26 protein-coding genes and 1 pseudogene are annotated in these 25981 nt (G+C 46.0%); 4 read left to right on the forward strand and 23 right to left on the reverse strand.

Features of this window, described 5'->3' with window-relative positions; genetic code table 11:
* Positions 1-59: 59 nt before the first annotated feature.
* The 18 genes from QZ157_RS06495 to QZ157_RS06580 form a co-directional block, all read right to left on the reverse strand.
* The gene (locus QZ157_RS06495; RefSeq protein ID WP_295143332.1) at positions 60-671 is read right to left on the reverse strand and encodes a zeta toxin family protein; all 612 of its coding nucleotides are present in this window, start codon (positions 669-671) and stop codon (positions 60-62) included.
* A complete protein-coding gene (glyS, locus tag QZ157_RS06500) occupies positions 668-2701 on the reverse strand; it encodes a glycine--tRNA ligase subunit beta (RefSeq protein WP_295143335.1) in 2034 nt (677 codons plus the stop codon). The genes QZ157_RS06495 and glyS overlap by 4 nt, the downstream gene beginning before the upstream one ends.
* On the reverse strand, positions 2698-2826 hold the full coding sequence (locus QZ157_RS06505; protein ID WP_002948095.1) for a hypothetical protein: 129 nt from the start codon (positions 2824-2826) through the stop codon (positions 2698-2700). The genes glyS and QZ157_RS06505 overlap by 4 nt, the downstream gene beginning before the upstream one ends.
* Entirely contained in the window at positions 2813-4150 is a 1338-nt protein-coding gene (locus QZ157_RS06510; RefSeq protein ID WP_295143338.1) for an endonuclease/exonuclease/phosphatase family protein, read from the reverse strand. The genes QZ157_RS06505 and QZ157_RS06510 overlap by 14 nt, the downstream gene beginning before the upstream one ends.
* Positions 4147-4626, reverse strand: coding sequence for a tRNA (cytidine(34)-2'-O)-methyltransferase (locus QZ157_RS06515; RefSeq protein ID WP_295143341.1), 480 nt, complete (start codon positions 4624-4626; stop codon positions 4147-4149). Before QZ157_RS06515 ends, QZ157_RS06510 begins: the two co-directional genes overlap by 4 nt.
* Positions 4627-4824: 198 nt before the next feature.
* The gene (locus tag QZ157_RS06520; RefSeq protein ID WP_295143344.1) at positions 4825-5961 is read right to left on the reverse strand and encodes a CCA tRNA nucleotidyltransferase; all 1137 of its coding nucleotides are present in this window, start codon (positions 5959-5961) and stop codon (positions 4825-4827) included.
* Entirely contained in the window at positions 5927-6436 is a 510-nt protein-coding gene (locus QZ157_RS06525) for a GlcNAc transferase (RefSeq protein WP_295143347.1), read from the reverse strand. Before QZ157_RS06525 ends, QZ157_RS06520 begins: the two co-directional genes overlap by 35 nt.
* Positions 6433-6678: a hypothetical protein gene (locus QZ157_RS06530; RefSeq protein WP_295143349.1), complete on the reverse strand. Its 246-nt coding sequence runs from the start codon at positions 6676-6678 to the stop codon at positions 6433-6435. The genes QZ157_RS06525 and QZ157_RS06530 overlap by 4 nt, the downstream gene beginning before the upstream one ends.
* A gap of 2 nt (positions 6679-6680) precedes the next feature.
* Entirely contained in the window at positions 6681-7754 is a 1074-nt protein-coding gene (gene leuB, locus QZ157_RS06535) for a 3-isopropylmalate dehydrogenase (RefSeq protein ID WP_295143352.1), read from the reverse strand.
* Position 7755: 1 nt separating this feature from the next.
* On the reverse strand, positions 7756-8238 hold the full coding sequence (locus QZ157_RS06540; RefSeq protein ID WP_002952075.1) for a 3-isopropylmalate dehydratase small subunit: 483 nt from the start codon (positions 8236-8238) through the stop codon (positions 7756-7758).
* 657 nt (positions 8239-8895) lie between these two features.
* On the reverse strand, positions 8896-9957 hold the full coding sequence (locus tag QZ157_RS06545) for a HAMP domain-containing sensor histidine kinase (RefSeq protein WP_295143356.1): 1062 nt from the start codon (positions 9955-9957) through the stop codon (positions 8896-8898).
* Positions 9938-10795 carry a hypothetical protein gene (locus tag QZ157_RS06550; protein ID WP_295143359.1) on the reverse strand — a complete coding sequence of 286 codons (858 nt, stop codon included), beginning with the start codon at positions 10793-10795 and terminating at the stop codon, positions 9938-9940. The genes QZ157_RS06545 and QZ157_RS06550 overlap by 20 nt, the downstream gene beginning before the upstream one ends.
* 17 nt (positions 10796-10812) lie before the next feature.
* Positions 10813-11487: a response regulator transcription factor gene (locus QZ157_RS06555; protein ID WP_295143361.1), complete on the reverse strand. Its 675-nt coding sequence runs from the start codon at positions 11485-11487 to the stop codon at positions 10813-10815.
* A 91-nt stretch (positions 11488-11578) separates the two neighbouring features.
* On the reverse strand, positions 11579-12178 hold the full coding sequence (locus QZ157_RS06560) for a LysE family translocator (protein WP_295143364.1): 600 nt from the start codon (positions 12176-12178) through the stop codon (positions 11579-11581).
* Positions 12179-12529: 351 nt separating this feature from the next.
* Positions 12530-13021 (reverse strand): YfbM family protein, encoded by a 492-nt coding sequence (locus tag QZ157_RS06565; RefSeq protein ID WP_295143367.1) that lies wholly within the window; start codon positions 13019-13021, stop codon positions 12530-12532.
* Between the two features lie 323 nt (positions 13022-13344).
* Positions 13345-14331: a type II asparaginase gene (locus QZ157_RS06570; RefSeq protein ID WP_295143370.1), complete on the reverse strand. Its 987-nt coding sequence runs from the start codon at positions 14329-14331 to the stop codon at positions 13345-13347.
* Positions 14332-14342: 11 nt separating this feature from the next.
* Positions 14343-14681, reverse strand: a complete 339-nt coding sequence (locus tag QZ157_RS06575) for an AzlD domain-containing protein (protein WP_363147889.1) — start codon at positions 14679-14681, stop codon at positions 14343-14345.
* A complete protein-coding gene (locus QZ157_RS06580) occupies positions 14678-15340 on the reverse strand; it encodes an AzlC family ABC transporter permease (RefSeq protein WP_295143372.1) in 663 nt (220 codons plus the stop codon). Before QZ157_RS06580 ends, QZ157_RS06575 begins: the two co-directional genes overlap by 4 nt.
* A gap of 130 nt (positions 15341-15470) precedes the next feature.
* Here QZ157_RS06580 and QZ157_RS06585 point away from each other — a divergent pair, with 130 nt between their 5' ends.
* On the forward strand, positions 15471-16400 hold the full coding sequence (locus QZ157_RS06585) for a hypothetical protein (RefSeq protein ID WP_295143375.1): 930 nt from the start codon (positions 15471-15473) through the stop codon (positions 16398-16400).
* A 249-nt stretch (positions 16401-16649) separates the two neighbouring features.
* Positions 16650-16778, forward strand: a pseudogene (locus tag QZ157_RS10625) (SEL1-like repeat protein); the annotation flags it as partial.
* A gap of 133 nt (positions 16779-16911) precedes the next feature.
* On the opposite strand, the gene flgG reads toward QZ157_RS10625, so the two are convergent.
* The 3 genes from flgG to QZ157_RS06600 form a co-directional block, all read right to left on the reverse strand.
* A complete protein-coding gene (gene flgG / locus QZ157_RS06590; RefSeq protein ID WP_185899059.1) occupies positions 16912-17700 on the reverse strand; it encodes a flagellar basal-body rod protein FlgG in 789 nt (262 codons plus the stop codon).
* A gap of 17 nt (positions 17701-17717) precedes the next feature.
* Entirely contained in the window at positions 17718-17882 is a 165-nt protein-coding gene (locus QZ157_RS06595; RefSeq protein WP_295143381.1) for a hypothetical protein, read from the reverse strand.
* A gap of 387 nt (positions 17883-18269) precedes the next feature.
* Entirely contained in the window at positions 18270-19082 is an 813-nt protein-coding gene (locus QZ157_RS06600) for a flagellar hook-basal body protein (RefSeq protein WP_295143383.1), read from the reverse strand.
* Positions 19083-19448: 366 nt separating this feature from the next.
* Between QZ157_RS06600 and htpG the strand changes: the two genes are divergently transcribed.
* Together htpG and QZ157_RS06610 are read left to right on the forward strand one after the other, a co-directional pair.
* Positions 19449-21302, forward strand: a complete 1854-nt coding sequence (gene htpG / locus QZ157_RS06605) for a molecular chaperone HtpG (RefSeq protein WP_295143386.1) — start codon at positions 19449-19451, stop codon at positions 21300-21302.
* A gap of 382 nt (positions 21303-21684) precedes the next feature.
* Positions 21685-22191 (forward strand): PAS domain-containing protein, encoded by a 507-nt coding sequence (locus QZ157_RS06610; RefSeq protein ID WP_295143389.1) that lies wholly within the window; start codon positions 21685-21687, stop codon positions 22189-22191.
* Positions 22192-23108: 917 nt separating this feature from the next.
* Here the strand turns inward: QZ157_RS06610 and QZ157_RS06615 are convergent.
* Entirely contained in the window at positions 23109-24185 is a 1077-nt protein-coding gene (locus QZ157_RS06615) for a UDP-N-acetylglucosamine--N-acetylmuramyl-(pentapeptide) pyrophosphoryl-undecaprenol N-acetylglucosamine transferase (RefSeq protein WP_295143392.1), read from the reverse strand.
* 444 nt (positions 24186-24629) lie between these two features.
* Positions 24630-25790, reverse strand: coding sequence for a putative peptidoglycan glycosyltransferase FtsW (locus QZ157_RS06620; protein WP_295143395.1), 1161 nt, complete (start codon positions 25788-25790; stop codon positions 24630-24632).
* Positions 25791-25981 lie beyond the last annotated feature (191 nt).

A 25981-nucleotide genomic window follows, 5' to 3' on the forward strand; every position in this document is an offset into this window, starting at 1 on the left:
AATTCGGCTTCACAGACATTTTCTTACGCTTGTAAAATCCGCATCCAAGCCGCCGTTTATCAAGCAGTTTCAGCCTCGCTCATCACCCGCTCAAACCATTCGTATTTTTTATCGCTTATCCTCGTTACGCAGCCGTCTTGCTTTTTAGCGACTAGAGCCAAATTTGAAAATTTCTGTTCGTCTTCGTTTTTTATAGGAGCGCTGTTGTCGTAGAAATATATCTCGTCGCAAACGCCGATGAGACGGGCTAAATTTACAAAGCTGGCGTCATATCTGCGCTCTAGCACGGCACCGTCTATAGAGTGTCCGTTTTTGGCCGCGCGTATCGTGACTCTGCACTTAGAAAGCTCCACGTTTTCAAGGCCTACGTAAAATAGCGTAACGAAGTAGTCACGCGCCTTGGCGTCTTTGATAAAATTTACGATAGAATGCCCGCTCAGCGTCGTTTCGATATTAAAACTGACGCCGTTTTCAAGGTAGTTTTTACGAAGGCGCAGAGCCAGCCTTGCCGCGCGCTGCTGATCTTTTGTGTTGCGCCAATCGCCGAATTCCCGCACTAATTCGTCGGAATTTATCCTCAATCCATAAATTTTATCGTCCTCTAGCTGCCTCACGTAAAAAGTCGATTTGCCCGCGCCATTCACGCCCGCAAATACGTAAAGTCGCTTCACAAGCTTATCTCTTTTATATCGGCGATCTTGAGAAATTCCGCATAAATTTGCCCCACGAGCGCAAGGCGGTTTTTACGCACGAGCTCGTCCTCGGCGTTTATCATTACCTTATCGAAAAACTCGTCTATCGCGGCTTTTAGACCGAAAAGATTTTTTAGGCGTTCATTGTATGAGCCCCCTGCTTTTACCGCGGCCTTAAACGCATCGTTTAGCTTTTTCTCGCTCTCGTTTTCAAATTTCGCCTCGTCTACCGCGCCGAAATTTTCATCTTTGATAATGTTTGCCAGACGCTTAAACGTGCTGAAATTTTGTCTAAAGTCCTCCGCCGCACAGATCGCGCCTAGAGCCTCGATCGCCTCGCACTGCGCGAGTATATCGCCTTTTTTGCTAGCTAGGCAGGCCTTTACGACGGATGGATTTACGTCAAAGAACGTATAAAGTCTATCGAAAATGAAATTTATGAGCGCCTCGACGTCAAATTTAGCATATCCCTCCGCCGTCTCGCGCAAAAACGCCGCGATATCAAAGTTTAGATTTTCGTTTTGGATGATCTTGATGACGCCGTTAGCCGCGCGGCGGAGCGCATACGGGTCTTTGTTGCCGCTTGGGATCTTGCCCGCGCTAAAGAGCCCGATTAGCGTCTCGAGCTTGATCGCGAGCGCGACGACGGAGCTAAAGATAGTGCTAGGTAGCGCGCTAGCCTCACCGCTTGGCAGATATTGCTCCTTGATCGCGGTTACGACGTTTTCGTTTTCACCCTTTGCCGCCGCGTAGTAGCCGCCCATCACGCCTTGAAGCTCGGTAAACTCATACACCATCTGCGTGGTTAGATCGGCCTTGCTCAGCATCACGGCGCGCTCCAGCAGCGCCTCGTAGTCCTCTCCCGCGCACTCTTTTAGGCGATCGGCGCAGATTTTAGCCAGCCGTTTTGCGACGCCTAGCTCGCGCACGCTCTTTTCATAGGTGCTGCCAAGCTCCTTTAGATAGGTGATATTTTTTAGCTTTTCGGGGCCAAACTCATGTGCCAGGTCGCTACGCCAGAAAAACATCGCGTCGCTAAGCCTTGCGCGAAGTACTTTTTCGTTGCCCTTTACGATAAGTGCCGGCTCGGGCGAGATGGCGTTGCTGACGACCACGAAGCGATTAGCGAGCTTGCCTCCCTCAAAAACCGGGAAATACCTCTGATTTTCCTTCATAGAGGTGATGATAACCTCGCTAGGCACTTCCAAAAACTCCCGCTCAAAGCCGCCAAGCAGCGCGGTCGGATGCTCGGTGATCGCTACAACCTCGTCTAGCAGCGCCTCATCAACCTCGACCGTTACGCCGTTTTTAGCCTCGATTTGTTTAAATTCGCTCAAAATTTTCTCTCGGCGCGCATTTTGATCGAGGATTACGCCGATTTTAGGCATCGCGGCAAAATAATCTTTCGCGTTTTTTACGGTAAATTTATCGTAGCTTACGCTTCTGTGCATGAAGATACTATCGCCGCTTTCCACGTCAAATTTGTTAAATTTAACGACCTCGTCTCCAAGCAAGCACAAAAACGAGCGTACCGGGCGTATAAACTCAAATTTACCATCGCCCCAGCGCATTGATTTGCCAAAATTTAAGCCGAACAAAAACTTCTCTATCATATCTCCCAGAAGCTCCGCGCTTGGCTTACCGGCGACCGGCTTTTTATAGTAGAGCACCTCTTTGCCGCCGACGGTTTCAAATTTTAGCTCGGACTCTGCGATACCGCATTTTTTAGCAAAGCTTAGCGCGGCAGGCGTCCATGCGCCGTCTTTTTGCGCGACTTGTCTGGGCGCGCCGATAAACTCGCTAAATCCGTCCTCCTGGCGCACCGCAAATTTCGGGTGATAAAACGCGATCCTGCGCGGCGTGTAGTAAAACTCGCACTCGCTATCCAGGCCGTTTTGCGCTAGAGTCTCGCGCCACTTTGCCGCGACGTTGCCGCACTCTTTTAAAAACGGGATCGCCGGCAACTCCTCGACGCCGATCTCCACGATCAGTTCTTTTGTTTCGCTCATTTTTTATCCTTTTTTAAATTTTGTCTTCTTTTGCTTCTCTCGAGCGTCTGCGTGACGAATCCGCGCATCAAAAATATCATAAAAAGCACGAATGCGCCAAGCATCACCGCATCAATTATCTTCATTTTCTATCCAAATTTGAGGTTCGTTTTTGTAGCTCACAACGCGAACGGAGGTAAAAATCGCCTCTTTTTCGTTGCGCGGCTTGCCCTTTGCTCCGTAAATTTTAATATCTCCGTACGGCGTGTAGAGCCTGCCGTTTCGCACTTCACCGCCGATACGGCTAAATACGTCGCCCGGGCGCGCTTGTTTTAGGTTTTTAGCATCCAGCATCTGTTCACGCGGATCTTGCGTTTCCTCATAAATTTTTACCGCATAATGCGAGCTGATCTCAAGATTTCCCTTAAACTCGTCTAGGCGGTTTACCGCTACGTCCATGACCCGGCCGAGTTTTGCGTCGTTTTTTGGCTCGTAAACATATATACCGCGCTTATCCTGCGCTAGCGTGAAGCCCTTTTTGTCCTTTTGCACGACCGTAGCGCGTTTTAGCAAAACGGGCAAATTTGACTTCTTTGACAGCTCGCCGACCCGCGCCTCGGCTATATGTTGCAGCGTATTTTTAGCGTTTTTATCAAAATTTAGCCTAAAAACCAGCGCGAAATGATCCGAAATTTGCGCTCCGTCTCGCTCAACCTTAAAGCTGTTTAAAACATAGTTTTGGCTAAGCGCGTCTTTGGAGAGCAGGACGTGATCGAGCGCATTTAGGCTAGTGTGCGAGTAGCGCTCGTGCTTTGGCAAAAACGCCCAAAGATTGGCTAAATTTTTACTAGTCGTAAGATCGCCAAGCAGCTCTTTATCTCCGTAAGGCGTATTAAAATCGCCCAAAACCACGACCTTTTGGGTATCTGCTAAGGCTGATTTTAGCGTGATAAAAGCCGTTTTTCTCTGCTTTAAAGGATTTTTTCTAGCGGGAAAATGCAAATTTAAAAGGCTAAATTTTTGCCCCTCCACTTCAAAATCAAGCTTTAAAATGTCTCTTGTTTTTACGTTTGGCACGCTAAAAATCTGCGTTTTTTCAGGCTTTACGCGAGAGATGACGGCTAGGCCTACGGGGCCGTTTTTACCCTTTGAAAAGGCAAAATATTTATATCCCGCTTCCTTCATCAGCTCTTTTAAAATCATTTCGTTTTCTATCTCTTGAAGCGCGATGATATCGGCGTTTAGTTCTTTTATCTTTGCGCTTACGGCTTTAAATTTAGCGCTCGCTTTTTTCTCGTTCCACTCCGATTTGCCGACGATGAAATCCTTATACTCGCTACCGTCGTTTTTGGCGTCAAATAAATTTTGTACGTTAAAAGTAGCGATCTTTAGCTCGGCGCCAGCCGCAAAAACGACGAAAAACAGAGCCGAAAAAAAGAGCGCAAAGAGCCTATTTGCAGTAAATTTCATAGCGCACTTCCAAAGCCTGACTGGGCGAAATTTTGCCTGATAGCCTCATACGCGATGATGCCCGCGCTCGTGGCTAAATTTAAACTCCTGCCGTGCTCGCCCATCGGGATTTTGATCGCGTTTGCGAAATTTCGCTCCATCAGCTCCATAGGCAGGCCCGTACTTTCGCCGCCAAAAAACAGAAAATCGCCTTTTTTAAACTCCGCTTCAAAATAAAATTTATGAGCCTTCGTCGTCGCGTAAAAAAATCTATCCTTGTAAGCGGCGTTTGCGTGCAAAAACTCGTCCAAACTCTCCCAGATCACCGGATTTAGCAGTGCCCAATAATCAAGCCCCGCGCGCCTAACAGCCTTTTCGCTGATGTCAAAAACGGTCGGTTTTATTATATGCAGCTTAAGGTTTGCATTTACGCACATGCGGCCGATTGAGCCCGTATTTTGCGGGATTTGAGGATGAACGAGGACTATATTAAACATTAAAAAGCCGCCTTAGCCTGCGTTTTAAAAGCCGCAAAAGTACTTGCCGAGTCGCTCAAATTTAGGCTTTTTGCAAAACTTATAAAGTTAAAAAGAATATTTTTATTTTGAAAATTTATAATTGAGATTTTTTCCACTTTCGCCTCTTTAAAATAGGGCTTGATTTTAGCTAATTTGCGCTTTTAACTAGGTTAATTTTTAGCCGAGGCTTGACTTTTCGTTTAAAAATTTTTCTATCGCTAGATCCTGCCTGCGCCTTATTTCAGCGCCTATTGCAGCGCCTTTAAAGCCTTGCATTAAAATCCCCGTAGTGTCGATATCGGGTTCAAATTTAGCCTCATAAACGCCTAAATTTTTGGCTCTTTTTACGAGGCTGGGCGAGTTTAGCCCGAGCCAGCTTTTTAGCGGTTTTTCTAGCGCTATTTTAAGTAGTTCGCGCTCACTCGGACGACGCGAAAAAAACGGCTCTTTAACGCAGACTTCAAAGCTTTTTGGCAGTCCTAAGTCGTAAAAATTTCTAACGCCGAAGTAGCCGTTTAAAAGATATAAAAACTCGCGCTCGTCTTTTTTGCCGTTTTGTTTGGGTAGAAACTTAACCGCGCTTTTTAGTTTTGCGGCAAATTTTTCCGCATCGGCGCGGCTCAAATTTAGCCCAAAAATTTTACCAAGAAGACCTAGTTTGTAAAGATACCAAAAGCCGACCTCTTGAAATTTAGCGCCAAAAAGCTTCATTAGCTCGCCGTTTATGCGCTCTCGGCTAAGATCTGAGATACTTAGGCTCTTCATTAGCCTCAAACTATCACGCGCGATGCGGAAATTTAGCCGTGCGCTAAACTGCACCGCACGCAGTACGCGCAGGCTATCTTCGGCGAATTTTTCATCGTCGATATGGCGCAAGATACCGCGTTTTAGATCGCGCTGTCCGCCGTAAAAGTCCAAAAACGAGCCGTCAAAGATATTTATCATCATCGCATTTACGGTAAAGTCTCGGCGCAAAGACGCCGCGTGCTCGTCATCGGCATAAGCGACCTCAAACGCTTTGTGTCCTTCACCCGTTTTGTTTTCGGTTCGCGGTAAAGAAAGGTCGAAATTTTTAAATTTATAAACGAAGTAGTTTTTGCCCACGCCGCAAGCGCCGATTTGCGCCATCAGAGCGTCAAATTTAGCCGGGTCGATACCGTAAATTTCAACGTCAAAGTCGGAGATTTTTTTACCGAGCATCGCGTCGCGAACGCAACCGCCGACGATATATGCGCGCTTAGTGTGGGGTGCTAGAAAATCTCGCAGCCATTTTAGATTTTTATTTTTGCAGATTTTCGAGCCGATTTTCGACATTTGCCAGCACGAATTCTAAAAATTTAAGCGTGAGCGAGAGCCTGTCTTTTAGGTTTTCCTCGCCGGTCGCGTTTAGCCCCTCAAAAAGCACCAAAACGCGCTCTTTTAGGTTTTTTAGAAATATCTCCTCGCCCGTGAAATTCGCAACCTCGACCTCAAAGGCTTTTTGCGGGGCGGCGGTCAGGTCGGACTCCTGGACGGCGTCAAATTTCGCCGCCATTTTTTGCGAGTTTACCGCATTATCTAAAGCCGCCTCAAACTCGCTAGCCTCGTCCGCTACGCTTATCTCGCCGACTAAATTTGCAAGGCCCGCGGCATTGGTTAAATTTACGTCGCCGCTTGACGCCGGAACACCCGTCAAATTTGCCGCGCTTTCAGCCTCGCTAGCGCCCAAGTTTTCCTGCGCGGCGTCCATTCGCTCTAGCTCCATCGCCACCTCGTCTATCGCCATTTTCGCTATTTCTTCTAGTTTCATAGTTTTATCAGCCACCTTTTAAATTCGGTTATTTCTTCGTCCGTTTTCATCTTGACGAAAAAATCGCGCATCTGCTCGTTCACGCCCGTTTTTTTCCTGCTAAGGCCGCTTAGACGCCTTATCGCGGCGATCGCGGCGGCGTTTGCAGGCTCGCGCTTTAGAATATTTCTATAAACTATCAGCGCGTCGTCTTTTAGCCCTTGAGCCTCGTAGATTAGGGCCTCGGTAATCGTATCTTTCATCTTTACGCTTTTTTTACGAGCGAGGCTACGATACTGCCCATTTCGCTCGTAGTGCAAATTTCTTTAGCGTCAAATTGCGCTATATCCTTCGTCCTGTATCCTTGTGCGAGAGCGGCTTTTACGGCGTTTTCGATCGCTTGCGCGGCCGCGTTTTCGCCAAATGAATACCTAAGCATCATCGCGGCGCTTAGTATAGTAGCGACCGGGTTTGCGATGCCCTGCCCAGCGATATCGGGCGCGCTGCCGTGGATAGGCTCGTAGATGCCTACCTTGCCCCCGATGCTGGCACTCGGTAGTAGTCCGATCGAGCCGCACACCATGCTAGCCTCGTCGCTTAGGATATCGCCGAAGAGATTTTCCGTCAAAATCACGTCGAATTTACTAGGCGCTCGCACTAACTGCATCGCCGCGTTATCGACGTACATAAACTCCAAATTTACCTCCGGATAGCTCTTTGCGACCTCGCTCGTGACCTCGCGCCAGAGCTGACTAGTCTCTAGCACGTTTGCCTTATCGACCATGCAGACGCGTTTTTTGCGCTTCATCGCGGTTTCAAATCCGACCTTTGCGATGCGCTCGATCTCCTCGCTCGTGTAGGTCATCGTGTTGTAGGCGCTGTTTTCTTTTTTCTCGCGCGGCTGACCGAAGTATATCCCGCCCGTTAGCTCGCGAACCACGATAAAATCGACGCCCTGAAGGACAGAGGGCTTTAGCGTGCTAGCATCCACCAGCTCGTCAAATATCATCGCGGGGCGCAAATTCGCATACGCACCAAGCTCTTTTCGCAGCTTCAAAAGCCCGCTTTCAGGACGCAGATGACGCGGCAAGCCGTCCCATTTTGGCCCGCCTATGGCACCAAACAGCACCGCGTCCGAGTTTAGCGCACCGTTTAGCGTCTCGCTAGGCAAAGGCTCGCCAAACACGTCGATCGCCGCACCGCCCATCAGATAAAAGTTATAGCTAAGCTCGAAACCAAACTCCGCGCTAGCCGCATCTAGCGCCTTTATCGCCTCATCGACTATCTCAGGGCCGATGCCGTCGCCTTTTATCACCGCTATGTTATAAATTTTAGCCATCTTATATCCTTGTTTTCGCGTATTCTATGAGGCCGCCGCTTTTTAAAAGCTCTTGCATAAACGGCGGTATCGGGCTAAATTTATACTCTTTGCCGCTAGTTAAATTTACGACCGCGCCGTTATCCACGTCGATTTTTAGCTCGTCGCCCGCGTTTATCTCGTCCGTTTCTTTGATTTCTAGTATCAAAAGCCCAGTGTTAAAGCTGTTTCTATAAAAAATCCTAGCAAAGCTCTTTGCTATCACCGCGCCTATGCCTGCGGCCTTAAGCGCCAAAGGAGCGTGCTCGCGCGAGCTGCCGCAGCCGAAATTTTCGCCCGCTACGATAACGTCGCCCGCGGAGATTTTTTTGCTAAATTCAGGATCGGCGTCCTCCATGATGTGAGTGGCCAAGATTTTTTCGTCCGAGGTGTTGAGATAGCGCGCGGCTATGATGATGTCGGTGTCGATATTGTCGCCGAATTTCCAGACTTTTGCTTGTTTCATGATTTGCCTTAAGATTAAATTTGGGCGATTTTATCCAAAAGAAGCTAAATAAACAATCAAAGCGCGCAGGGTAGCGGTCGGTGCGGGCAAATTTGAGGTTAAATTTAAACGGTTCGGCTCGCGAGTTAAATTTTATATAAAAACAAGCTTACTGAGCAGGAAATTTAACAAACCGCATAAATTTTGAGCGGCTAGAAAAGCAGAGTTTTTAGAGCGGTGCGGGATAGCGGTTAAATTTGATTTAGAGGTTGGACGAGATATCGCTAGGATACTCGTCCGTAGATTTTTTATTTTTATGTTTCGTTATGTTACCCGTTAAAACAAAACCACCGCTGCGGTTAGACAGCCCCAAAGCACGGCTCCGATAGCCATAGTTACGTGAGTTACTGCAGAATCTTTCATCTTTTTCTCCTTTATTTTTGGAGAATTATAATGACCTTTTGTGTCCTCAATGTGTCCTTTGTATGACTTTTTAAAATTTCACTTGAAATTTACGCTTATTTCATCAAATTTACCGCAAATTCGGTTGCATCGTTAGTAGCAAATTTAAATTTTCGTCAAATTTTGCGTCCGCAAGTAAAATTTGCCGCCCGCCCCGATAGCTAAATTCGCCCGCTAAAGAAGCGCAAATTTGAACTATTTTAGCCGCGTTTTGCCTCAAATTTTACGCGCGTTTGGGATCATTACGCTCACGGTCGTGCCACGTCCAGGCTCGCTTTCATAGCTTATCTCTCCGCCTAAAAGATGAACGATACGCCGCACGATAGATAGCCCCAGGCCGCTACCTTTGCCCTTGTGCGACTCCTCGCATTGATAAAATTTATCGTAGATTTTTTCTAGCTTTTTAGCCTCTATGCCTGCCCCCTCGTCGCTAATGCGCACTACAAGCCAACCGCCCTCTTCGCGGCAGCTCACGCCGACGTCCGCGGCCGAATACTTTAGCGCGTTATCCATCAAATTTAGCCAAATTTGCGCCAGCATCGAGGCGTTGCTACGTACGCTTACGGCGGCTAGATCCAGATCAAACTCCCGCCCGTCGTACTTTTGCATTAGCATCGCCGCAGCCTTTCGCAGCTGCTCGTCTACGCGCACGTTCTCGTCCAAATTTACGCCCGCTTGGCTGTCTAGGCGCGAGAGCAGCAGCATATCCTCGCACAGACTGCTTAGCGAGTTTGCCTGCTCTTTTATGAGGTCTAGATACTCGTTTCTGCGCGCTTCGTCCGTCTCGTCCTGTGCGATCTCGCAGTAGCCGCTGATGACGCTTAGGGGCGTTTTTAGCTCGTGCGAGACGTTTGAAATGAAGTCTTTTTGCATGTAGTCCATTTTTTCTAGCGCCGCCGCGGTCAAATTTATATTTGCCGCCAGCTCGTCTAGCTCGTGCAGGTATTCGCTATCCGCGCCGCGTTTGCAGTTCTTACGCGAAACCCTAACGGCAAAGTCGCCTCTAGCGATCTTGCCGGCTGCTAGCCTAAAGTTCTCGACGTATCTTAAAAAATACGCCGTTACGGCATAAAATATCGCTCCGCCCGCGCCCATCACGATCGCGCAAAAGCTGATGATGCCCCAAAACATCCCAAGCTTCACCTCAAATATCCGCTCGTAAGCCAGTATCGCCGCCGATGCCGCGATGCAAAGCACGCAAAAGACGAAGATAAACATCGCCGCGGTGTAGGTTTTTAGGCTGATTAGATATTTTTTCTTATTTTGTGTAGTATTCATATTTTATTTCCATTTTTTTATATAGACCGATCTCTTTTATGTCGCCGTTTTCGTAGTATTTGTCCACGGGCTTAAATTTGACCGAGGTTTTATGCGTCAAATTTCCCCGCTCATCCCTGATTATGTCTTTAAACTGTAAGATTTGCCCGATTTTTGCCTCAGATCCGAAGTAATTTACCGACGTATACTCCATCTCGTCGCCGTTTGCGGCGTAGTAATAAACCCATTTTGAGCCCGGGGCTTGCGTGATTTTTTCATATTCGCCGTTTTGCTTGCGCTCGTAACTTATCTCTATACCGTGCCGCGGCTCCATATTATTTTCTATCCGCGTTAAAACGCCCTTTTCGTCGTAGACGTAGCTATCGTCCATCACTAGCGTCCCGCCGGAATACACCGTCCTAGCGATCATTTTGCCGTCCTTGCCGTAAGTGGTTTTCTCCGTGTGCGGGTAAAATCTATCCTCCACGTGCTGCTCTTTGGCCGTCGCGACTAAATTTTCGCCGTCAAATTCGTATTCATAGAGATAAACGGCGCTATCTTGATATTTTTTGCGGATTAGCCCGTCTTTGCCGTATTCAAACAAAACCGAGCTGTTTGGTACGCCGTTTATGTGTTCGGTTTCTTGCACTATATAGCCGTTTTCGTTAAACTCCGTTCGCTTCACGCGCGTATTTTCTAGCGCGCCCGAGCCGTCTATAGAGTATTCGTACTCCGTAGCCGTCATGCTTTTGACCTCGCCTTTTAGATCCTTTTTGATCCAGTCGCTTTGCGGTAAAACGGCCGAGTTTAGATAGCAAACCGCCGATGCCGCCGCTAAAATAGCTTTTAAAATTTTCACTTTATCTCCCCCGCCCCTCACTCGTAAATTTCGCCCTTATAGCCGATGCCGCGTACCGTAGCTATCTTAAAGTCCGTGCAGCCTTCTAGCTTGCGGCGTAGTTTTTTTACGTGCGTATCGACCGCGCGCTCGTCGCTATCCGTGTCGTAGCCCCAGATTTCTTGCATGATTTCAAGACGAGTGAAAATTTTGCTAGGATTTGAGAGCAGTAAAAAGAGTAGATAAAACTCTTTTGGCGCGAGCTCCACGGCCTCGCCGCCGATTTTTAGGCTAAGGGCCGTATAGTCAAGCTCTGAGTTTTTAAACCTCAGCCGCTTGCCGCTAGCGATCTTAGCTCGGCGCAAAAGCGCGTTTATGCGTAAAATCAGCTCTTTTAAATTTACGGGCTTGCTCATGTAGTCGTCCGCCCCCGTGACAAAGCCCTTCTCCATGCCCTCCATGCCGCTTTTTGCCGTTATCATGAGCACCGGCAGCGACTCGTCTAGCAGCTTGATTTGTTTGGTTAGCTCGTATCCGCTAAGCCCTGGCATCATGATATCGGTGATCACAAGGTCGGCACGCTCGCTCTCTAGTAGCTTTATAGCCTGCTCTCCGTCAAAAGCCGCAAGCGGAGAAAAGCCTTCCTGAGCGAGCTTTAGGCAGATGATTTTATTTAAATTCTCGTCATCCTCGGCGACTAAAATTTTAAACATTTATTTTCCTTAAATTTGCCCCGAATTTAACGGGCAAGGCGATAAATTTTGTCCTATTTTATCAAATTTAACGAGAAATCGGCGGGTAAATTTAGCGAAGCATCATCAAAATGCCGATGACGCAGATGATGGCGGCCGTAAAAATCTCCAAAAGTCGCAGGTGGGTTTGCAAAAATTTCTTTAGTATCGCTCCGCCCAGCGCATAGAGGCTAAGCGAGCAAAACTCGATAAAAACGAGCATAACGGTGATAGAAAATATACGAGGCAAGCTAAAAGGATCGTTCGCGTCCAAAAAAGTCGGCAGCAAAGCCGATAGAAAAATCCACGCCTTAGGATTTGAGATGCAGACCACGGCGCCGTTTAAAAACATCTGCTTTTTGCTCGGTAGCTGCGTAACCTTCGTGATACTAAGCTGCCCCTTGCTAAAAAACAGCATAGCGCCAAGATATAGTAGATAAAGGCCTGCGATGATGTTTAAAACCTTAAACGCGAAGCTATAATGCGCCAAAACTGCGCCAACGCCAAGCATACAGCAAATACCTACGAAAGCCAGAGAGGCGAGCTGCCCCGCCATCATCGGTAGCGCACGCACGTAGCCTAGGCTCATGCCGATACTCATCGCGTAGGTCATGTTGATACCGGGCATCAGGCTGATCGGAAAAAATGTAACGATAAAAAGCAGGTAGTTCATAAAGCGCCTTAAATTTTGAAAAAATAGTAAATCAAATTTTATAAATTTAAGATAAAAAACGGCGCGCGGGCGGCGGAAATTTAGCAAAATTTACTTCAGTCGTCGTTTTTGTTTTTATATCGCGGCGGAAATTTGATTTGTTATGCGCGGGCGCGTAAATTTAGCGGATTTGTCTGCGGCATTTTGTTTGCGTTTTTTAGAACGGCGGAGTGCAAATTTAGCAAGTAAATCTCTAAGCGCACAAATTTAAACCCGCAAATTTAAGTTTATATACGCGGGTTTAAATTTACCCCGCAAAATAACTCCAAAGCCAACCGACCGTTTAGCGGGTTTTGCAGTAAAATTTAGAAATTACGCTATCACTATCAGCACGCCAAGGCCTTTGTCGGCGGCATTTTGATAAAAGTTCAAAAGCCCGATAAAATACTCTTTTAGCTCGGCTTTGATATCCTCAAATTCGCTCTCGTACTCCCATATCTCGGGGTAAGTGCCCGCCGCACCGAAGTCCGTAAAATTTACGTTTGCTAAAAGCGCGCCTATATCGGTACTCTGCATCGCTTTAGCTACGGCTTTCACATCATCTGCGCCCACGTAAGATATCGCCTCGCCTCCCTCCTCGCCAGCCATGCCGCGTCCGAAAATCGCCCAGCTAAGCGGATTTGGCGTCGCGAAAATCTCGCCCGCGCTCATCGCTTCAAACATATTTTTGCCAGTTAGCGTTTTATGCATCGCGTCCCACATTTTATCTAGGTCGTATTCGTCCAGCGCCCCGCTGTCGCCACCGTTTTTTATCGCCTCGATATCGCCCTGCGCATAGGCGTAATAGTGCGCGCTCATTCCCATTTTCGCTCCTTAAATTAAAATAATCGATTATACCTAACGAAAGATAAAATTTACGCTTGCAAATCGCCGTTTAGCGCGTAAATTTTAAACGCAAATTTAAGATAAATTCGTCGCAGCAAAAGCCGCCGAAAAATGAAATTTATGAAAGAGACGGCGGACCGTAAATTTAGCAAATCCACCTTAATAAAAATAGAAATAAAGCGCAAGTATCGCGAGATGATTTTGAGAGTTGCGACGTAAAATTTTGGCGCAGATAGAACACATAGTTCATCGAGCCAAAATTTTACTAGCTCTTTCAAAAGCGCTCGCGAGACGCCGCGCGCCTAGTGAGTTAGGAAAAGCTCCTGGATATTAGCCTTATCCGTAGTCTGCGTAAGCGCAAGCATCAAAAGCACTCTGGCTTTTTGCGCATTTAGGTTGTCGCTGGCCAAAAAGCCGTATTTGCCGTCGTCCACCTCGCCGTTTAGCGTGGTCTCGCCGCTACCTACGCGCGAGCCTCGCACGACTACTACGCCGCCTTTAACCGCTTCGCCTAGAGCCTCAAGCGCGCTTGGGAATGGATTTCCGTTACCCATGCCGGCGTTTATGATGCCTTTAGCTCCGTTTTTGACGGCTAAATTTATAAAATCCGGGTTGTCGTTTGCGTGGCTGTAGATGATATCGACTCTTGGAAGCTCTTTGATCTTTGCGATATCAAATGCCGAATTTACGGTGTGTTTGCGCGTAGGATTCATATAAAATTTGACGTTGCCGTAATACGCCGTGCCGATCTTGCCGCTGTTTGGAGATTTAAAGGTATCGACCGCCGTCGTATCGCTTTTGGTTACTTCGCGCGCCGCGTGGATCTCGTCGTTCATCACGACCATTACGCCCTTGCCTGCGGCTTCTTGGCTTACCGCGACGTTTACGGCGTTAAAGATATTTAGAGGGCCGTCCGCGCTTAGCGAGCCGCTGTTTCTCATAGCACCCGTAAACACGATCGGCTTGTCGCTTTTGACGACTAAATTTAAAAAATACGCCGTCTCCTCCATCGTGTCCGTTCCATGCGTGATGACGACGCCGTCGGCCTCGCCGCTAGTTAGCAGCTCGTTCACTCTGTTTGCGAGCTTTAGCCAAACTTCGTTGTTCATCTCCTGCGAGCCGATGTTTGAGATCTGCTCGCCTTTGATGGTCGCTATCTTGTTGATTTCAGGCACCGCTGCGATTAGTTTATCCACCGTAACGGTTCCTGAGGTATAGCTCGCATCAAGCGATCCGGGGCCGCTTCCCGCTACCGTGCCGCCCACTGCTAGTATAGTAACTCTTTTCATAAAACCTCCGTTTAGGCCGTAAGCCTGATTAGCGCCATATAAATACCCGTCGAAACCGCGATACTAAGCAGGGTATTTTTAAATTTCAGATAAATTAAAACCGCGGTAAAAACGGCTGCCGCTTCGTTTAGTCCGTACGGATAAACGTCAAATTTAACGTCTCTTAGTCCGTAGCACACCAAGATAACCATTATCATCAGCCCCATGCGTCGCTCCACGGCGCTAAGCCACGGGCTAGGCTTATAGTTTTTGATGACGTAAAACGGCGCAGCGCGCGTCAAAAAGGTCGCAAACGCGCTTAGCAAAACGGCGGCGAATATCATCCACTCGCTAGAACTCACGCTTATCAAAGCTTATCCTTAAAAACTAAAATAAAAATAAAGCAAAGCGCCATCGAGCCTACCAGCATCGCTTTAGCGGGCATGAGCGCTACGCCGGCGACTCCAAACAGGCACGCCGCGCCTAGCACTTTATAATTTTTATCGTTTTTAAACATCTCCATCACGATAACGATAAAAAGCGCGGTTAAGCTAAACTCAAGCCCGCTCGTATCGACCTTTATCAGCCCGCCGGCTAGGCATCCGACCGCCGTTCCCGCCGCCCAGTAGAGCCACGAGATCAAATTTAAGCGCGTAAAAACATAACTGCGCTCCGCCGCGTCCGAGATCTTGAGCGCCTTAAATATCGCAAAGGTTTCGTCCGTGAGAGTCGCGATATTTAAAAGGCGGTATTTTAGGTCTTTGTACTCTTTTAAAAGCGCCAGCCCGTAAAAAGTATGGCGTAAATTTACAAGGTAGCTCACGATAAAAACTTCCAAAAGCCCCGTACCCGCGCTAAAAAGCGAAAGCATCATAAACTGCGCCGCGCCGCCGTATGCTAGCGTGCTAAGAGCGATGGCGATAAACGCGCTAACGCCCATGCTTTTAGCCAGTATCCCAAAAGCGACGCCGAGGGGAAAATAGCCCATAAATATCGGAACGCTGAGCTTAAAAACGTAACTAAAATGCAAAAATTTTCCTTAATAAAAGCGCGATGATAGCTAAAAATTTAAAAAAATTGGATAAAGGTGAACGAATCGCTATACTAAATTCGATGTATTTGCTATAATTCCTAGAATTGAGTGCTTGAAGGAGCAAATCGTGAATACAAAAACTCAAACTGATACAAAAGAGTTGGACGAGAAATTTGCTGCTATCCCCGAGGACCTAAAAAGACGGTATGATAGACATAGATTTATCAGGCGCGCGGTGATGCTATTTTTGGCATTTTTACCTATCATTTTGACGTTTTCATCGCTTATTCCGCTGATTTCTACGCGGTTTGATGAATATATCAATGACAATGTATCCGAAACCGTTTTATTTTTTGCTGTTATGATTTTGTCGGTTGGTTTAACTGCTTTTTATTTAAAGCTCGACTCAGTCAAAAAATACAGTATTTTTTTCGTAAAAAATCAAGACGTTAGCCTAGCGGTTTTTACTTTTGAAAATATAGCTAGTCTGATCTTAATTCTATTTCCAGTTTTACTGTTTGTATCCTCAGCAATGGGAGGCTCTCAGGACGAGTTAAACGGCGCGGGCACTTTATACGGAGTCTTCATAGCTCCGATTTGTATCTTGGTTTTTCTATTGTGCTATGCTTGCAACAATGGTTTGACGTTTTCATCGCTTATTCCGCTGATTTCTACGCGGTTTGATGAATATATCAATGACAATGTATCCGAAACCGTTTTATTTTTTGCTGTTATGATTTTGTCGGTTGGTTTAACTGCTTTTTATTTAAAGCTCGACTCAGTCAAAAAATACAGTATTTTTTTCGTAAAAAATCAAGACGTTAGCCTAGCGGTTTTTACTTTTGAAAATATAGCTAGTCTGATCTTAATTCTATTTCCAGTTTTACTGTTTGTATCCTCAGCAATGGGAGGCTCTCAGGACGAGTTAAACGGCGCGGGCACTTTATACGGAGTCTTCATAGCTCCGATTTGTATCTTGGTTTTTCTATTGTGCTATGCTTGCAACAAGGGTCAGTATATACCAAAAAGCAAAACCGACGACTCACAAACGGCATGAAATTTAGCCAAGCCAAAGACTAAGGTAACTAAAAGCAATCTAGACGCAAAATTTTACTTAAAACAAATTTGACCCGCACCGACATGAAGTAAATCAAATTTAAAGGCATGCGAGATTGAAAGCCCTGTTAGCTGTGCATCTCTCAGGGAATTTTATAGAAACAGTTTCGGCGTGAAATAAAACTACAAAAAGACTGCGAAGATTTTCACCAAGGCTTGCTAGGCGAACTACACAAACGGCTACTACAATCTCAGTGTTCTATACGCAGAAGGCCAAGGCGTAATCAAAGATAAACAAGTGGCCAAGAAGTATTTCGGTAAGGCTTGCGATATGGGCTTAAAACAAGGTTGCGATAATCACAAAATCCTAAGCAAATAAAGAGCCGTTAAAAAACGGCTAAAATTTAACTCAAATTTGGCCGTTTTGATTAATTAAATTTAAAAAGCCGCCTACTCCGTCAAATTTGCAAAGCAAATCTCTGACTAGGCGGCTAAATTTAGCCTATTTTAGGCTATCTCTTTAGGCTATTTACGATAGAGAGCATATCATCACTCGTCGTGATCGCCTTTGAGTTTGCTTCGTACGCGCGCTGACCGGTGATGAGGTCGGTCATCTCCTCTACCAGTTGCACGTTACTCATCTCGACAAACCCCTGCCTGATCGTACCCAGACCGTCCTGACCCGCCGTACCGACTACGACCTCGCCGCTAGATCCCGTAGGCAGATAGAGGTTGTCGCCCATAGAGTGCAGGCCTGCTGGGTTGATAAAATTTGCTAGCTCAATGCGGCCCACCTGCGTCATCTCGGTGTTGCCAGGCTGTAGTACGGAGACGGTGCCGTCGGTGCCGACTGAAACCTGCGTGGCGTCGGCCGGGATAGTCATCTGAGGCTGGAGCACGTAGCCGTCGGAGTTTACGATCGTGCCTTCGCTATCTAGCTTAAAAGCGCCGTTTCTAGTATACGCCGTCGTGCCGTCTGGAAGCTGCACCTGGAAAAAGCCGTTACCAGCGATAACCATATCGAGGTTGTTGCTCGTTTCTTTAAAATAGCCTTGCGAAAATATCTTCGTTATCGCCGTTGGACGCGCACCTAGACCCACCTCGATACCGGTGGGGCTTTTCGTCGTGGCGCTGGTTGCCGTACCCGCATACTCCATGACCTGATACATCAGATCGGCAAATTCGGCGCGGTTTTTCTTATAGCCGATAGTGTTTACGTTTGCGATGTTATGCGACGTAACGTCGATCTGTGTTTGCTGGGCAATCATGCCGGTGGCGGCGGAGTAAATAGACCTCATCATTTTCGTGTTTTCCTTTCTTAGCGCGTTGTATCTTGAGCGTATACTTCGTTGATTTTTTCCTCGGCTTCGGTTACGTATCGCATATACGCGCCCTCGCCTCGCAAAAAACTGCCTAGTCTGCATTTCAAGCTACTGCCGCTTATCTTTATGTATCTAATAAACGGCTCATCGCTTTTTACCATTGCAAAATATATTCCAAATTTGCAGTCTTAAATTTTACGCTTTTGCATAAAACGTCGCCGACTGTTTTTATGCCTGGCGAACGTCTAAAATTTACAAATTCGGCGCGATTTCTCGCATTTATTGGGTATTTAGCAAAAGGCGTTCCAAATTTGCAAATTTTGGGAAATTTGAAAATATTTTGGCGGAAGTATTTTGAATTTATATTAGCGACAGGGGTTTTAATGTATAGCGATTTATGTTTATTAAAATTTAAAAACCTTAGCGGAAATATCTTTGAGCGGATTTGCGAGTTGTGCAAATTTTTACGAGCAAGACTAGGCACGTAGCCTGTCGCCGCGAGTAAAAATTAAATCTCTCGCAAATACGTCAAAGAGATAACGCTAAATTTAAACTTTCGTGTTAGCGAGCTTGCTTATAGCTTCCTGATTTAGATCATCCATATGGCTCGTCATCACCTTTTGATACATCTCGACGAAGCGCTGCGTCTCGATGAGTCCGACCATCTCGGTTACGGCGTTTACGTTGGAAATTTGGGTGTATTTCCACGCGACCGCGTCTATCTCGCCGCCCACGTCTTCAAGCTCCTTTAAATTCGGCAAAACGTAGAGATTATCGCCCTCTTTGGTTAGATTTCGTATCTCTTTTGACTGCGCGATATAAAGTCTAGCTAACGGCTCCTCGTTTGAGTAGAGATTGCCGTTTTTATCGGCGGAAAAGCGCTCGCCCTGCGGGATTTGGATGCCTTGAAAATTATTCGTAAAATAATCGCTCGGCAGCACCTTGTAACCCTCTTTAGTTACCAAAAATCCGTCCTCGTCGAGATTAAACGAGCCGTTTTTGGTTAGGCGCACGTCGCCAGGTTTCACCTCGACTAGGAAAAACAAATCCTCTCGCTTCATCGCAAAGTCAAGGTCGTTGTTTGAAAATTTAAGCCCGCCCTGGCTAAAATCCACGTATTGCTCCGAAATTTGCGGCACTCTGTCGATAGTTCTGTTTAGAAATTTAGCCGCGTCTTTCGTATGATTTTCTATCGGTAACTCATCGCGATACTCTTTAAAAATCCTCTCAAAATCCCCCACTACGACGTCGTCGCGTTTAAAACCGATCGTGTTTATGTTTGCTAGGTTGTTTGCGATGACGTCCAGGCGGTTAAACTGCGTCACCATGGCGCCGGTTGCTTGGTAGTAGCCGTTGTTCATTTAATTTTCCTTATTAGTCTGTTTGTTCGGCAAGCGTCTTTGGATAGGCTTGCTAAATTTAGCTCGGCAAGCCGCGCGCCTAGCTTACGTAAATTTTAGCCTCACGCGTCCAAATCCGTCTTATTTTACCGCATTTGCTACCCAAAAAAATCTAAGCGCTTATGGCGGCAAAGCCGTTTTGTCTATTCGTAAGCGATTTAGCAACTATCGTTCCAAATTCAAATTTAGCTTTCGTATTCATATCGTCTTTATAACTAAATTTAGGATAACGATTTAGATAAGTTGATAGTAATCATATCAAGTTTAAAGATATTCTTAGCACTTTATGCTATAATCTGCCAAAAATTTTAAAACAAAGGACGAAAAATGAGCGAAAAATTTGAATTTCAAACCGAGGTAAACGAGCTGTTAAATTTGATGATACACTCGCTTTACTCGAACAAAGAGATATTTTTGCGCGAGCTCATCTCAAACGCGAGCGATGCGCTGGATAAGCTAAACTACCTATGTCTCACGGATGATGCTTACAAAAGTCTAAGCTACTCCCCGCGAATCGATATCAAAATAGACAAGGACAAAAAGACGCTAACGATCAGCGATAATGGCATCGGTATGGACAAAAACGAGCTGATAAATAACCTCGGCACCATCGCCAGAAGCGGTACGAAGGGCTTTTTGGACAAGCTAAGCGGCCAAGCTAAAAAAGATAGCGCGCTCATCGGGCAGTTTGGCGTCGGGTTTTATTCGGCATTTATGGTTGCGGATAAGATCGAAGTCGTGAGCAAGAAAGCGCTTGGCGAAGAGGCCTTTATGTGGAGCTCGGATGCGAAAACATACGAAATATCGCCCGCGCAAAAAGATAGCCACGGCACCTCGATCACGCTTTATCTAAAAGATGACGAGTTTGCCGAGTCCTATCGTATCGAAAACATCGTCAAAAAATACTCCAACCACATCCCGTACCCGATATTTGCGGATAAAGAAGAGTACGTGCCGCCTAAAGAGGGCGAAAAAGAGGGCTCGTACGAGACCAAAAACGTGCAGATAAATAAGGCTTCCGCACTTTGGAAAATGAGTAAAAGCGCGCTAAAAGAAGCCGACTACAACGACTTTTATAAACAAATCTCGCACGATAGCGAAGATCCGCTACTCTGCGTGCATACCAAAGCCGAGGGCAAGATTGAGTACACTACCCTATTTTTCGTGCCGGCGTCAGAGCCGTTTGATCTATTTCGCGTGGATTATCAAAGCGGCGTAAAACTCTACGTCAAAAGCGTATTTATCAGCGACGACGCCAAAGAGATGCTGCCGCCGTATCTTAGATTCGTCCGCGGCATAATCGACGTTGAAGACCTGCCGCTAAACGTCAGCCGCGAAATCCTACAAGAAAACAGCATAATGCGCAGCGTAAAGGAGCAAAGCGTCAAGAAAATCCTGGGCGAGCTAGCCAAGCTAAAAGAAAAAGATAGAGAAAAGTACGTCAAATTTTATAAAATATTCGGCAAGGTTATCAAAGAGGGGCTTTACGGATTTAGCAGCGAAAAGGAGCAAATTTTAGACCTTTGCCTCTTTAAATCAAGCAAACGCGAGGGGCTAGTCAGCCTAAAAGAGTACAAAGACGCGATGAAAGACGGTCAAAAATCAATCTACTACATCAGCGGAAATAACGAAACTATGCTAAGAAATTCGCCGCTTTTAGAGAGCTTTAAGGCTGAAGGGATAGAAGTACTCATCATGGACGAGGAGATAGACTCTATCGTCATGCCGATGGTGCAAGACTACGACAAAACGCCGATAAAAGCGGTAAATCATACCGATATCGACGCCGAGATCAAACCGGAAAAAGACGAAGCCGACGAGGGTAAATTCGCCGCGCTGCTAGCTAAGATGAAAGAGATACTAAAAGACGAGGTCAAGGACGTGAAACTAAGCTCGCGCCTAAGCCAAAGTCCCGCCGTCATCGTCTATGATAAAAATGATCCCGACTACGCTACGCAGATGATGCTAAAGCAGATGGGGCATAGCGCGGGTAAAATTTTACCGATACTGGAGATAAATCCAAAGCACGAGCTCTTTGAAAAACTATCTCAAAACGAGGCGATGATATATGATGCGGCGGAGCTGCTTTTAGATATGGCTAAGCTAAACGAAGGCGTCGCGATCGACGATCCATCGGCGTTTAGCAAAAAGCTAACTAAAATCTTGCTAAAAGCGATCTAAATTTAAGCCTTTTTTGGCTTAAATTTTATTTTCGGTTCGGCGGCGGAGTTAAATTTGCCGCCGAGTTTTATCTAAATTTACGCGCTCTACTTACCTTTTTAAACGCTAACCTGCTTAAATTTATCCAAATTCAAAAAATCGTTAAATAGCTAAAATTTAGCCCCCGCCTTGCCTAATTTTCTTTCATTTGTTTATGTTTTATTCGTTAAATACGGCTTGGCTTATGAACCGGCGCATAATTTAACCGAAAAAGCCCATCAAAAACCGCGCCAAAACCAAATTCGCCTTATCGTCTTGCCGCCTTGCCAAAGCCGCTTTGCTAAGTAAATTTCTTGATTTATACGATATTTAGCTATAATCGCTCGCAATTTTAAGGCATAAAATGAATGAAAATAAAGAATATTTCGTAAAAGAAGAAGATTTTATCGTATCAAAAACCGACGTAAAGGGCAGGATAACCTACTGTAATCACCCGTTTTTAAAGATCGTCGGCGCTACGCAAGAGCAGCTTTTACACAAGCCGCACAACATCATCAGGCACCCTGATATGCCGCGCATCGTGTTTAAGCTACTGTGGGAGCGTATCAAGGCGAAGCAAGAAATCTTTGCGTTCGTTAAAAACAAGAGCTTTGACGGCGGCTTTTACTGGGTATTTGCCAACATCACGGCTTCGCTAGACGCTAACGGCGAGATCATCGGCTACTACTCCGTCCGCCGCAAGCCAAATCCAAAGGGCGTCAAATTTATCGAAGGCGTATATAAGCAGCTGCTTGAGACCGAAAAAAGCGGCGGCATGGAGGCTTCTGGTAAGCTGCTGGGGCAAATTTTAGCCGGTGCCGGCGTCAGCTACGACGAGCTAGTGCATAAACTTCAGCGAGGCTTGCTCTAGCGCTGGGGCTGTTTTTATGGAATTTATGAGATTTCATAAAGGCATAAAAATCGGTAACGCTAGCTCGCCACGCACGATTTACGCGTAAATTTCTCAAACGTCTTTGCCGTCTATTGCGGCAAAAATAGGCATAAGATGTGTTTTGTAAGTCCGTAAAATAAAACACAAGAAAGACCTAAGACTAGGCGTTAAGTTATGCTTTTGCCTATTAGCGCAAACGTGAAATTTTACCGCCCTTACCGTGATTCAAAACACCTGAGCCGCGCTCTACTAGCGCCGATTTTACAGGCTTATATGAGCCTAAACGGCTAATCCTAGACCGTTTTACCTAAATATGCCCACGCTCAAAATAGCGCCAAAATAAAACATAAATTTACCGTATTTGCAGATAGTAAGATAATGCAAGGGCGCCGCTGCTAGTAAAAACAGGCAAAAACGCAGACTACGCGAGCTCCGTTTTACCGCCGCTGAGGTAAACCGCCGTCAGCCTTACTATTTTCAGAAATTTGCCGACTCGCAAAATCAGGTTTTGATAGCGCCTAAGATTACGTTTTACATATCTGCTTAAAATTTTCCGCGAGCAAAAACACCGAATTTTGCTTCCAACTATAAGGATACTTTAGATGGGCTACAAGCCGCAAATTTAGATTTATCGCGGATTTTTACCTTATTTGCGCCGTTTTGGGACTCCTTGCTCGTCAGGTAAGCTCACTTCGTTTAGTCCGGATTTCGCCGTTTTGCTAGCCGAGTTTTGATCTGATAAACAAAGTAGCAAAGCTATGCTGCCGCGCTAATCGGCGCAATTATTTTTGACGAGTGCCAAGCTACGGATTTAGACCTTTGCCGTATTTACGCATTAAACCTAAGCATAGCCGCCTTAGACGCTTGATTTATATTTCAGGTTTTATGCTTCCGGTTTATTTTATGTTTTTTAATATTTCATTTATGATTTCTCGTGCACCGCCATTTACTATTTGCCCGCCAAGCGCACTTGAGACGGCATTTATATTCATGCTCTCTATCAGACCTAAGGCCTCGCTAGCGTCTATCTCTCCGCCTTTTTGAAAACAAAATTTAGCCAAATTTTGATCCACTAGAAACTTAGCGTTATAAACCTGATGATTATTCGCCGCATACGGATAGGGCACAAATACGCTAGGCAGCGCGTTTGCCGCGAGTTCCCACAGCGTGCTGGCTCCTGCTCGGCTCACGGCAATATCGGCCTCGTGCATCTTTAGCTCGATCTTAGGATCAAAGGCAAAAAGCTCTAGCTCATCGCCGCTAAAGCCGAGCTTATCGTATTGAGCGCGCAGACTTTCTAGCGCGTTTTTACCGCATTGATGTATGATTTTTATACCTTTTTGGCGTAGGTTTGGAGCTAAATTTAACGCTAGATTATTTATCGCAGCCGCGCCTTGCGAACCGCCTAGAAATATAATAGTTTTTAAATCTTCCCTAACGCGAGCCGTATCAAAAAATCTTTGCGCGACGGGATAACTAAAAATAGGCTTAAAATAAGAGCTAAAAAAGCCCTTTGCAAACGGTTTTAAAAGCTTATTTAAACTGCCGATCACGGCGTTTTGCTCGTGGATAAAAAGCGGCTTTCGCGAGATAATCGCCGCAAATGCCGCAGGCGCAGCGCTATATCCACCTACGCTTACCACGGCTTTTACGCCATGTTCTTTAAAAATTTTACGGCATTTAAACGCTAGTTTAAAAATATTTAATAATGCCGAAATTTTACCCAATCCTTTTTTATTTACCACCCCTCCGCTCGGTAAAAAAATTTTCTCGCTAAAGCTCGCGTCTTTTTCAAACCACATCTTGTCCTGCCCGCTACTAGACCCGATAAATATCGTTCTCTCGCCCCGCGCTACGAGCTCCTCGTTTAGGGCTTTTGCGATAGCTAGATGTCCGCCGGTACCGCCGCCGCAGACTACTACGGCGCTACTGCGTGCATTGCCGACGGTTAAATTTAAGTTTTCGTTTTTCATTTTTTGCCTAATAAATTTAAATAAAATCGGCGCAAAGGCCGTTTAAATTTAGCCCCAAAAGTAGCGTAAATTTTATTGCCGCCTAGCAGCGATTTACCCCGATAAATATACGGGCGACTGGTTTAAACGGTACAGTTTTTGGGCTAAATTTAAACATAAATCGCCCGCTTAAACTCGCCTTACCCGCTAAATGCGGCAGACGTTTAAAATCTAAAAACCGGACGGTTGCCCGCTAGCCGGGTTTGCTCTTTAAAGCCTAGATTTTAGATCTTTTTGCTAGGACGCCGCGTAAATTTACTAGATTTTTGCCGAGGCAAAACCGCTTTTTGCGGATAAATTTAGCCGCAAACAAACCGTCTAGCCAAAAGCCGAGTCCAGCTAGGAAATCTATAGGCAAAGCGGCCAAATCTCCCGTTTATCGCCAAGCTAAATTTAGGCCAAGGCCTAGTCTTTGACCTTTTTACTAACCGACAGCACCATACCGATACCGATGCAAAGCGCTAAAACAGAGCTGCCGCCGTAGCTTAGAAACGGCACGGCGATGCCTTTGATCGGCGTGATAGAGGTGATGCCGTAGGAGTTCATCAAAAACGAAAACGAGATGAGAAGCCCCACGCCTAGCGTAAAAAGATGATAGACTTTATTTTCGACCTTAGCAGATACGCGAAATATCCTATAAAGCAAAAATACTATCACTCCCGTTATGACAAAAATCCCAAGCACCCCGATCTCCTCGGCGATACCGGCTAGCACGAAGTCGGTGTGAACCTCGCTTAAAAATCCTAGCTTAAACACGCCCGCGCCCAGCCCCTCGCCGAAAAATCCACCGTGCTTTATCGCATTTAGCGAGTGCGAAATCTGATACGCTTCGCCCGTATCCTCGACGCGCAAGGCCGCAGCCATCCCGTCGGGCAAGATGGATAAGACCATATTTTGTATCGTTCCCCACCATGATTTTATACGAGCTATCCTGTGTTCTGACGTGACGATAGCGATACTAGCCAGCATAACCGCCAGCCCTATACCGATGGCAAATAATCTAAAACTGGTACCGGCAAAAAACATCATCACCGCAAGCGTGAGAGCTAAAACTACGACTTGACCTAGGTCGTTTTGAAGTATGGCGATGAGATAAACGGCCACCAAAAATAAAAAAAGATAGGGCAAGATAAGCCCGAATTCTTCTTTTAGGCTCTTTTTCGTGCCGTCAATCTTTCGCGTAAAACTCCACGCTAGAAAATAAACAAAGCCGATCTTAAAAAACTCCACCGGCGCTAGAGAAAATCCCGGCAAGCGTATCCAGCGCTTAGCGCCGCCGGCATCGGTAACTAGCGAGCTAGGCAGGGCATGCATCGCGCCCATGGCTATAGCGCAAAAACCAAAAAGACAAAATCCTATCCAAACCAAAGATTTATCGGGATCTAGGCGCGAAATGCCCCACATCAAAAATATCCCTATGACGCCGACTGCTAGCTGCCTAACGAAAAAATGATAAGGCTCGTAGTTAAAGTAAAGCACCGTAAAAACCGGCAAGGAGAGCGAAAACACCGCGCTAACGGCAATCAGCGCGACGCAGGAAAAAAATATGCACTTATCTACTTGCACCGCCGTCCTTTTTGTAAAATTTAAGCGGTGATTTTACTTAATAGCCGCTTACAAATAAGTTAATTCATAAGCTCAAATTTAGCCGTCGCCGTTTTTGCCCTATTTTGTATTTATATTTAAATTTTAGTCGTATACGCTGCTAAAAGATAAATGTAAATTTATCTAAATTTTAAAATTATATCGTTTATAAT

It is taken from the genome of uncultured Campylobacter sp. (genome assembly GCF_905372745.1).
Lineage (GTDB): Bacteria > Campylobacterota > Campylobacteria > Campylobacterales > Campylobacteraceae > Campylobacter_A.

Coding starts and splice junctions, on each gene's coding strand:
- QZ157_RS06520 (WP_295143344.1), bottom strand. CDS start 5,961: ATGTCGAAAATCGGCTCGAAAATCTGCAAAAATAAAAATCTAAAATGG.
- QZ157_RS06505 (WP_002948095.1), bottom strand. CDS start 2,826: ATGAAGATAATTGATGCGGTGATGCTTGGCGCATTCGTGCTTTTTATG.
- QZ157_RS06600 (WP_295143383.1), bottom strand. CDS start 19,082: ATGAACAACGGCTACTACCAAGCAACCGGCGCCATGGTGACGCAGTTT.
- QZ157_RS06615 (WP_295143392.1), bottom strand. CDS start 24,185: ATGAAAAACGAAAACTTAAATTTAACCGTCGGCAATGCACGCAGTAGC.
- QZ157_RS06610 (WP_295143389.1), top strand. CDS start 21,685: ATGAATGAAAATAAAGAATATTTCGTAAAAGAAGAAGATTTTATCGTA.
- QZ157_RS06595 (WP_295143381.1), bottom strand. CDS start 17,882: ATGGTAAAAAGCGATGAGCCGTTTATTAGATACATAAAGATAAGCGGC.
- QZ157_RS06510 (WP_295143338.1), bottom strand. CDS start 4,150: ATGAAATTTACTGCAAATAGGCTCTTTGCGCTCTTTTTTTCGGCTCTG.
- QZ157_RS06530 (WP_295143349.1), bottom strand. CDS start 6,678: ATGAAAGATACGATTACCGAGGCCCTAATCTACGAGGCTCAAGGGCTA.
- flgG (WP_185899059.1), bottom strand. CDS start 17,700: ATGATGAGGTCTATTTACTCCGCCGCCACCGGCATGATTGCCCAGCAA.
- QZ157_RS06540 (WP_002952075.1), bottom strand. CDS start 8,238: ATGAAACAAGCAAAAGTCTGGAAATTCGGCGACAATATCGACACCGAC.
- QZ157_RS06515 (WP_295143341.1), bottom strand. CDS start 4,626: ATGTTTAATATAGTCCTCGTTCATCCTCAAATCCCGCAAAATACGGGC.
- QZ157_RS06565 (WP_295143367.1), bottom strand. CDS start 13,021: ATGGGAATGAGCGCGCACTATTACGCCTATGCGCAGGGCGATATCGAG.
- QZ157_RS06555 (WP_295143361.1), bottom strand. CDS start 11,487: ATGTTTAAAATTTTAGTCGCCGAGGATGACGAGAATTTAAATAAAATC.
- QZ157_RS06560 (WP_295143364.1), bottom strand. CDS start 12,178: ATGAACTACCTGCTTTTTATCGTTACATTTTTTCCGATCAGCCTGATG.
- htpG (WP_295143386.1), top strand. CDS start 19,449: ATGAGCGAAAAATTTGAATTTCAAACCGAGGTAAACGAGCTGTTAAAT.
- QZ157_RS06545 (WP_295143356.1), bottom strand. CDS start 9,957: ATGAATACTACACAAAATAAGAAAAAATATCTAATCAGCCTAAAAACC.
- leuB (WP_295143352.1), bottom strand. CDS start 7,754: ATGGCTAAAATTTATAACATAGCGGTGATAAAAGGCGACGGCATCGGC.
- glyS (WP_295143335.1), bottom strand. CDS start 2,701: ATGAGCGAAACAAAAGAACTGATCGTGGAGATCGGCGTCGAGGAGTTG.
- QZ157_RS06570 (WP_295143370.1), bottom strand. CDS start 14,331: ATGAAAAGAGTTACTATACTAGCAGTGGGCGGCACGGTAGCGGGAAGC.
- QZ157_RS06525 (WP_295143347.1), bottom strand. CDS start 6,436: ATGAAACTAGAAGAAATAGCGAAAATGGCGATAGACGAGGTGGCGATG.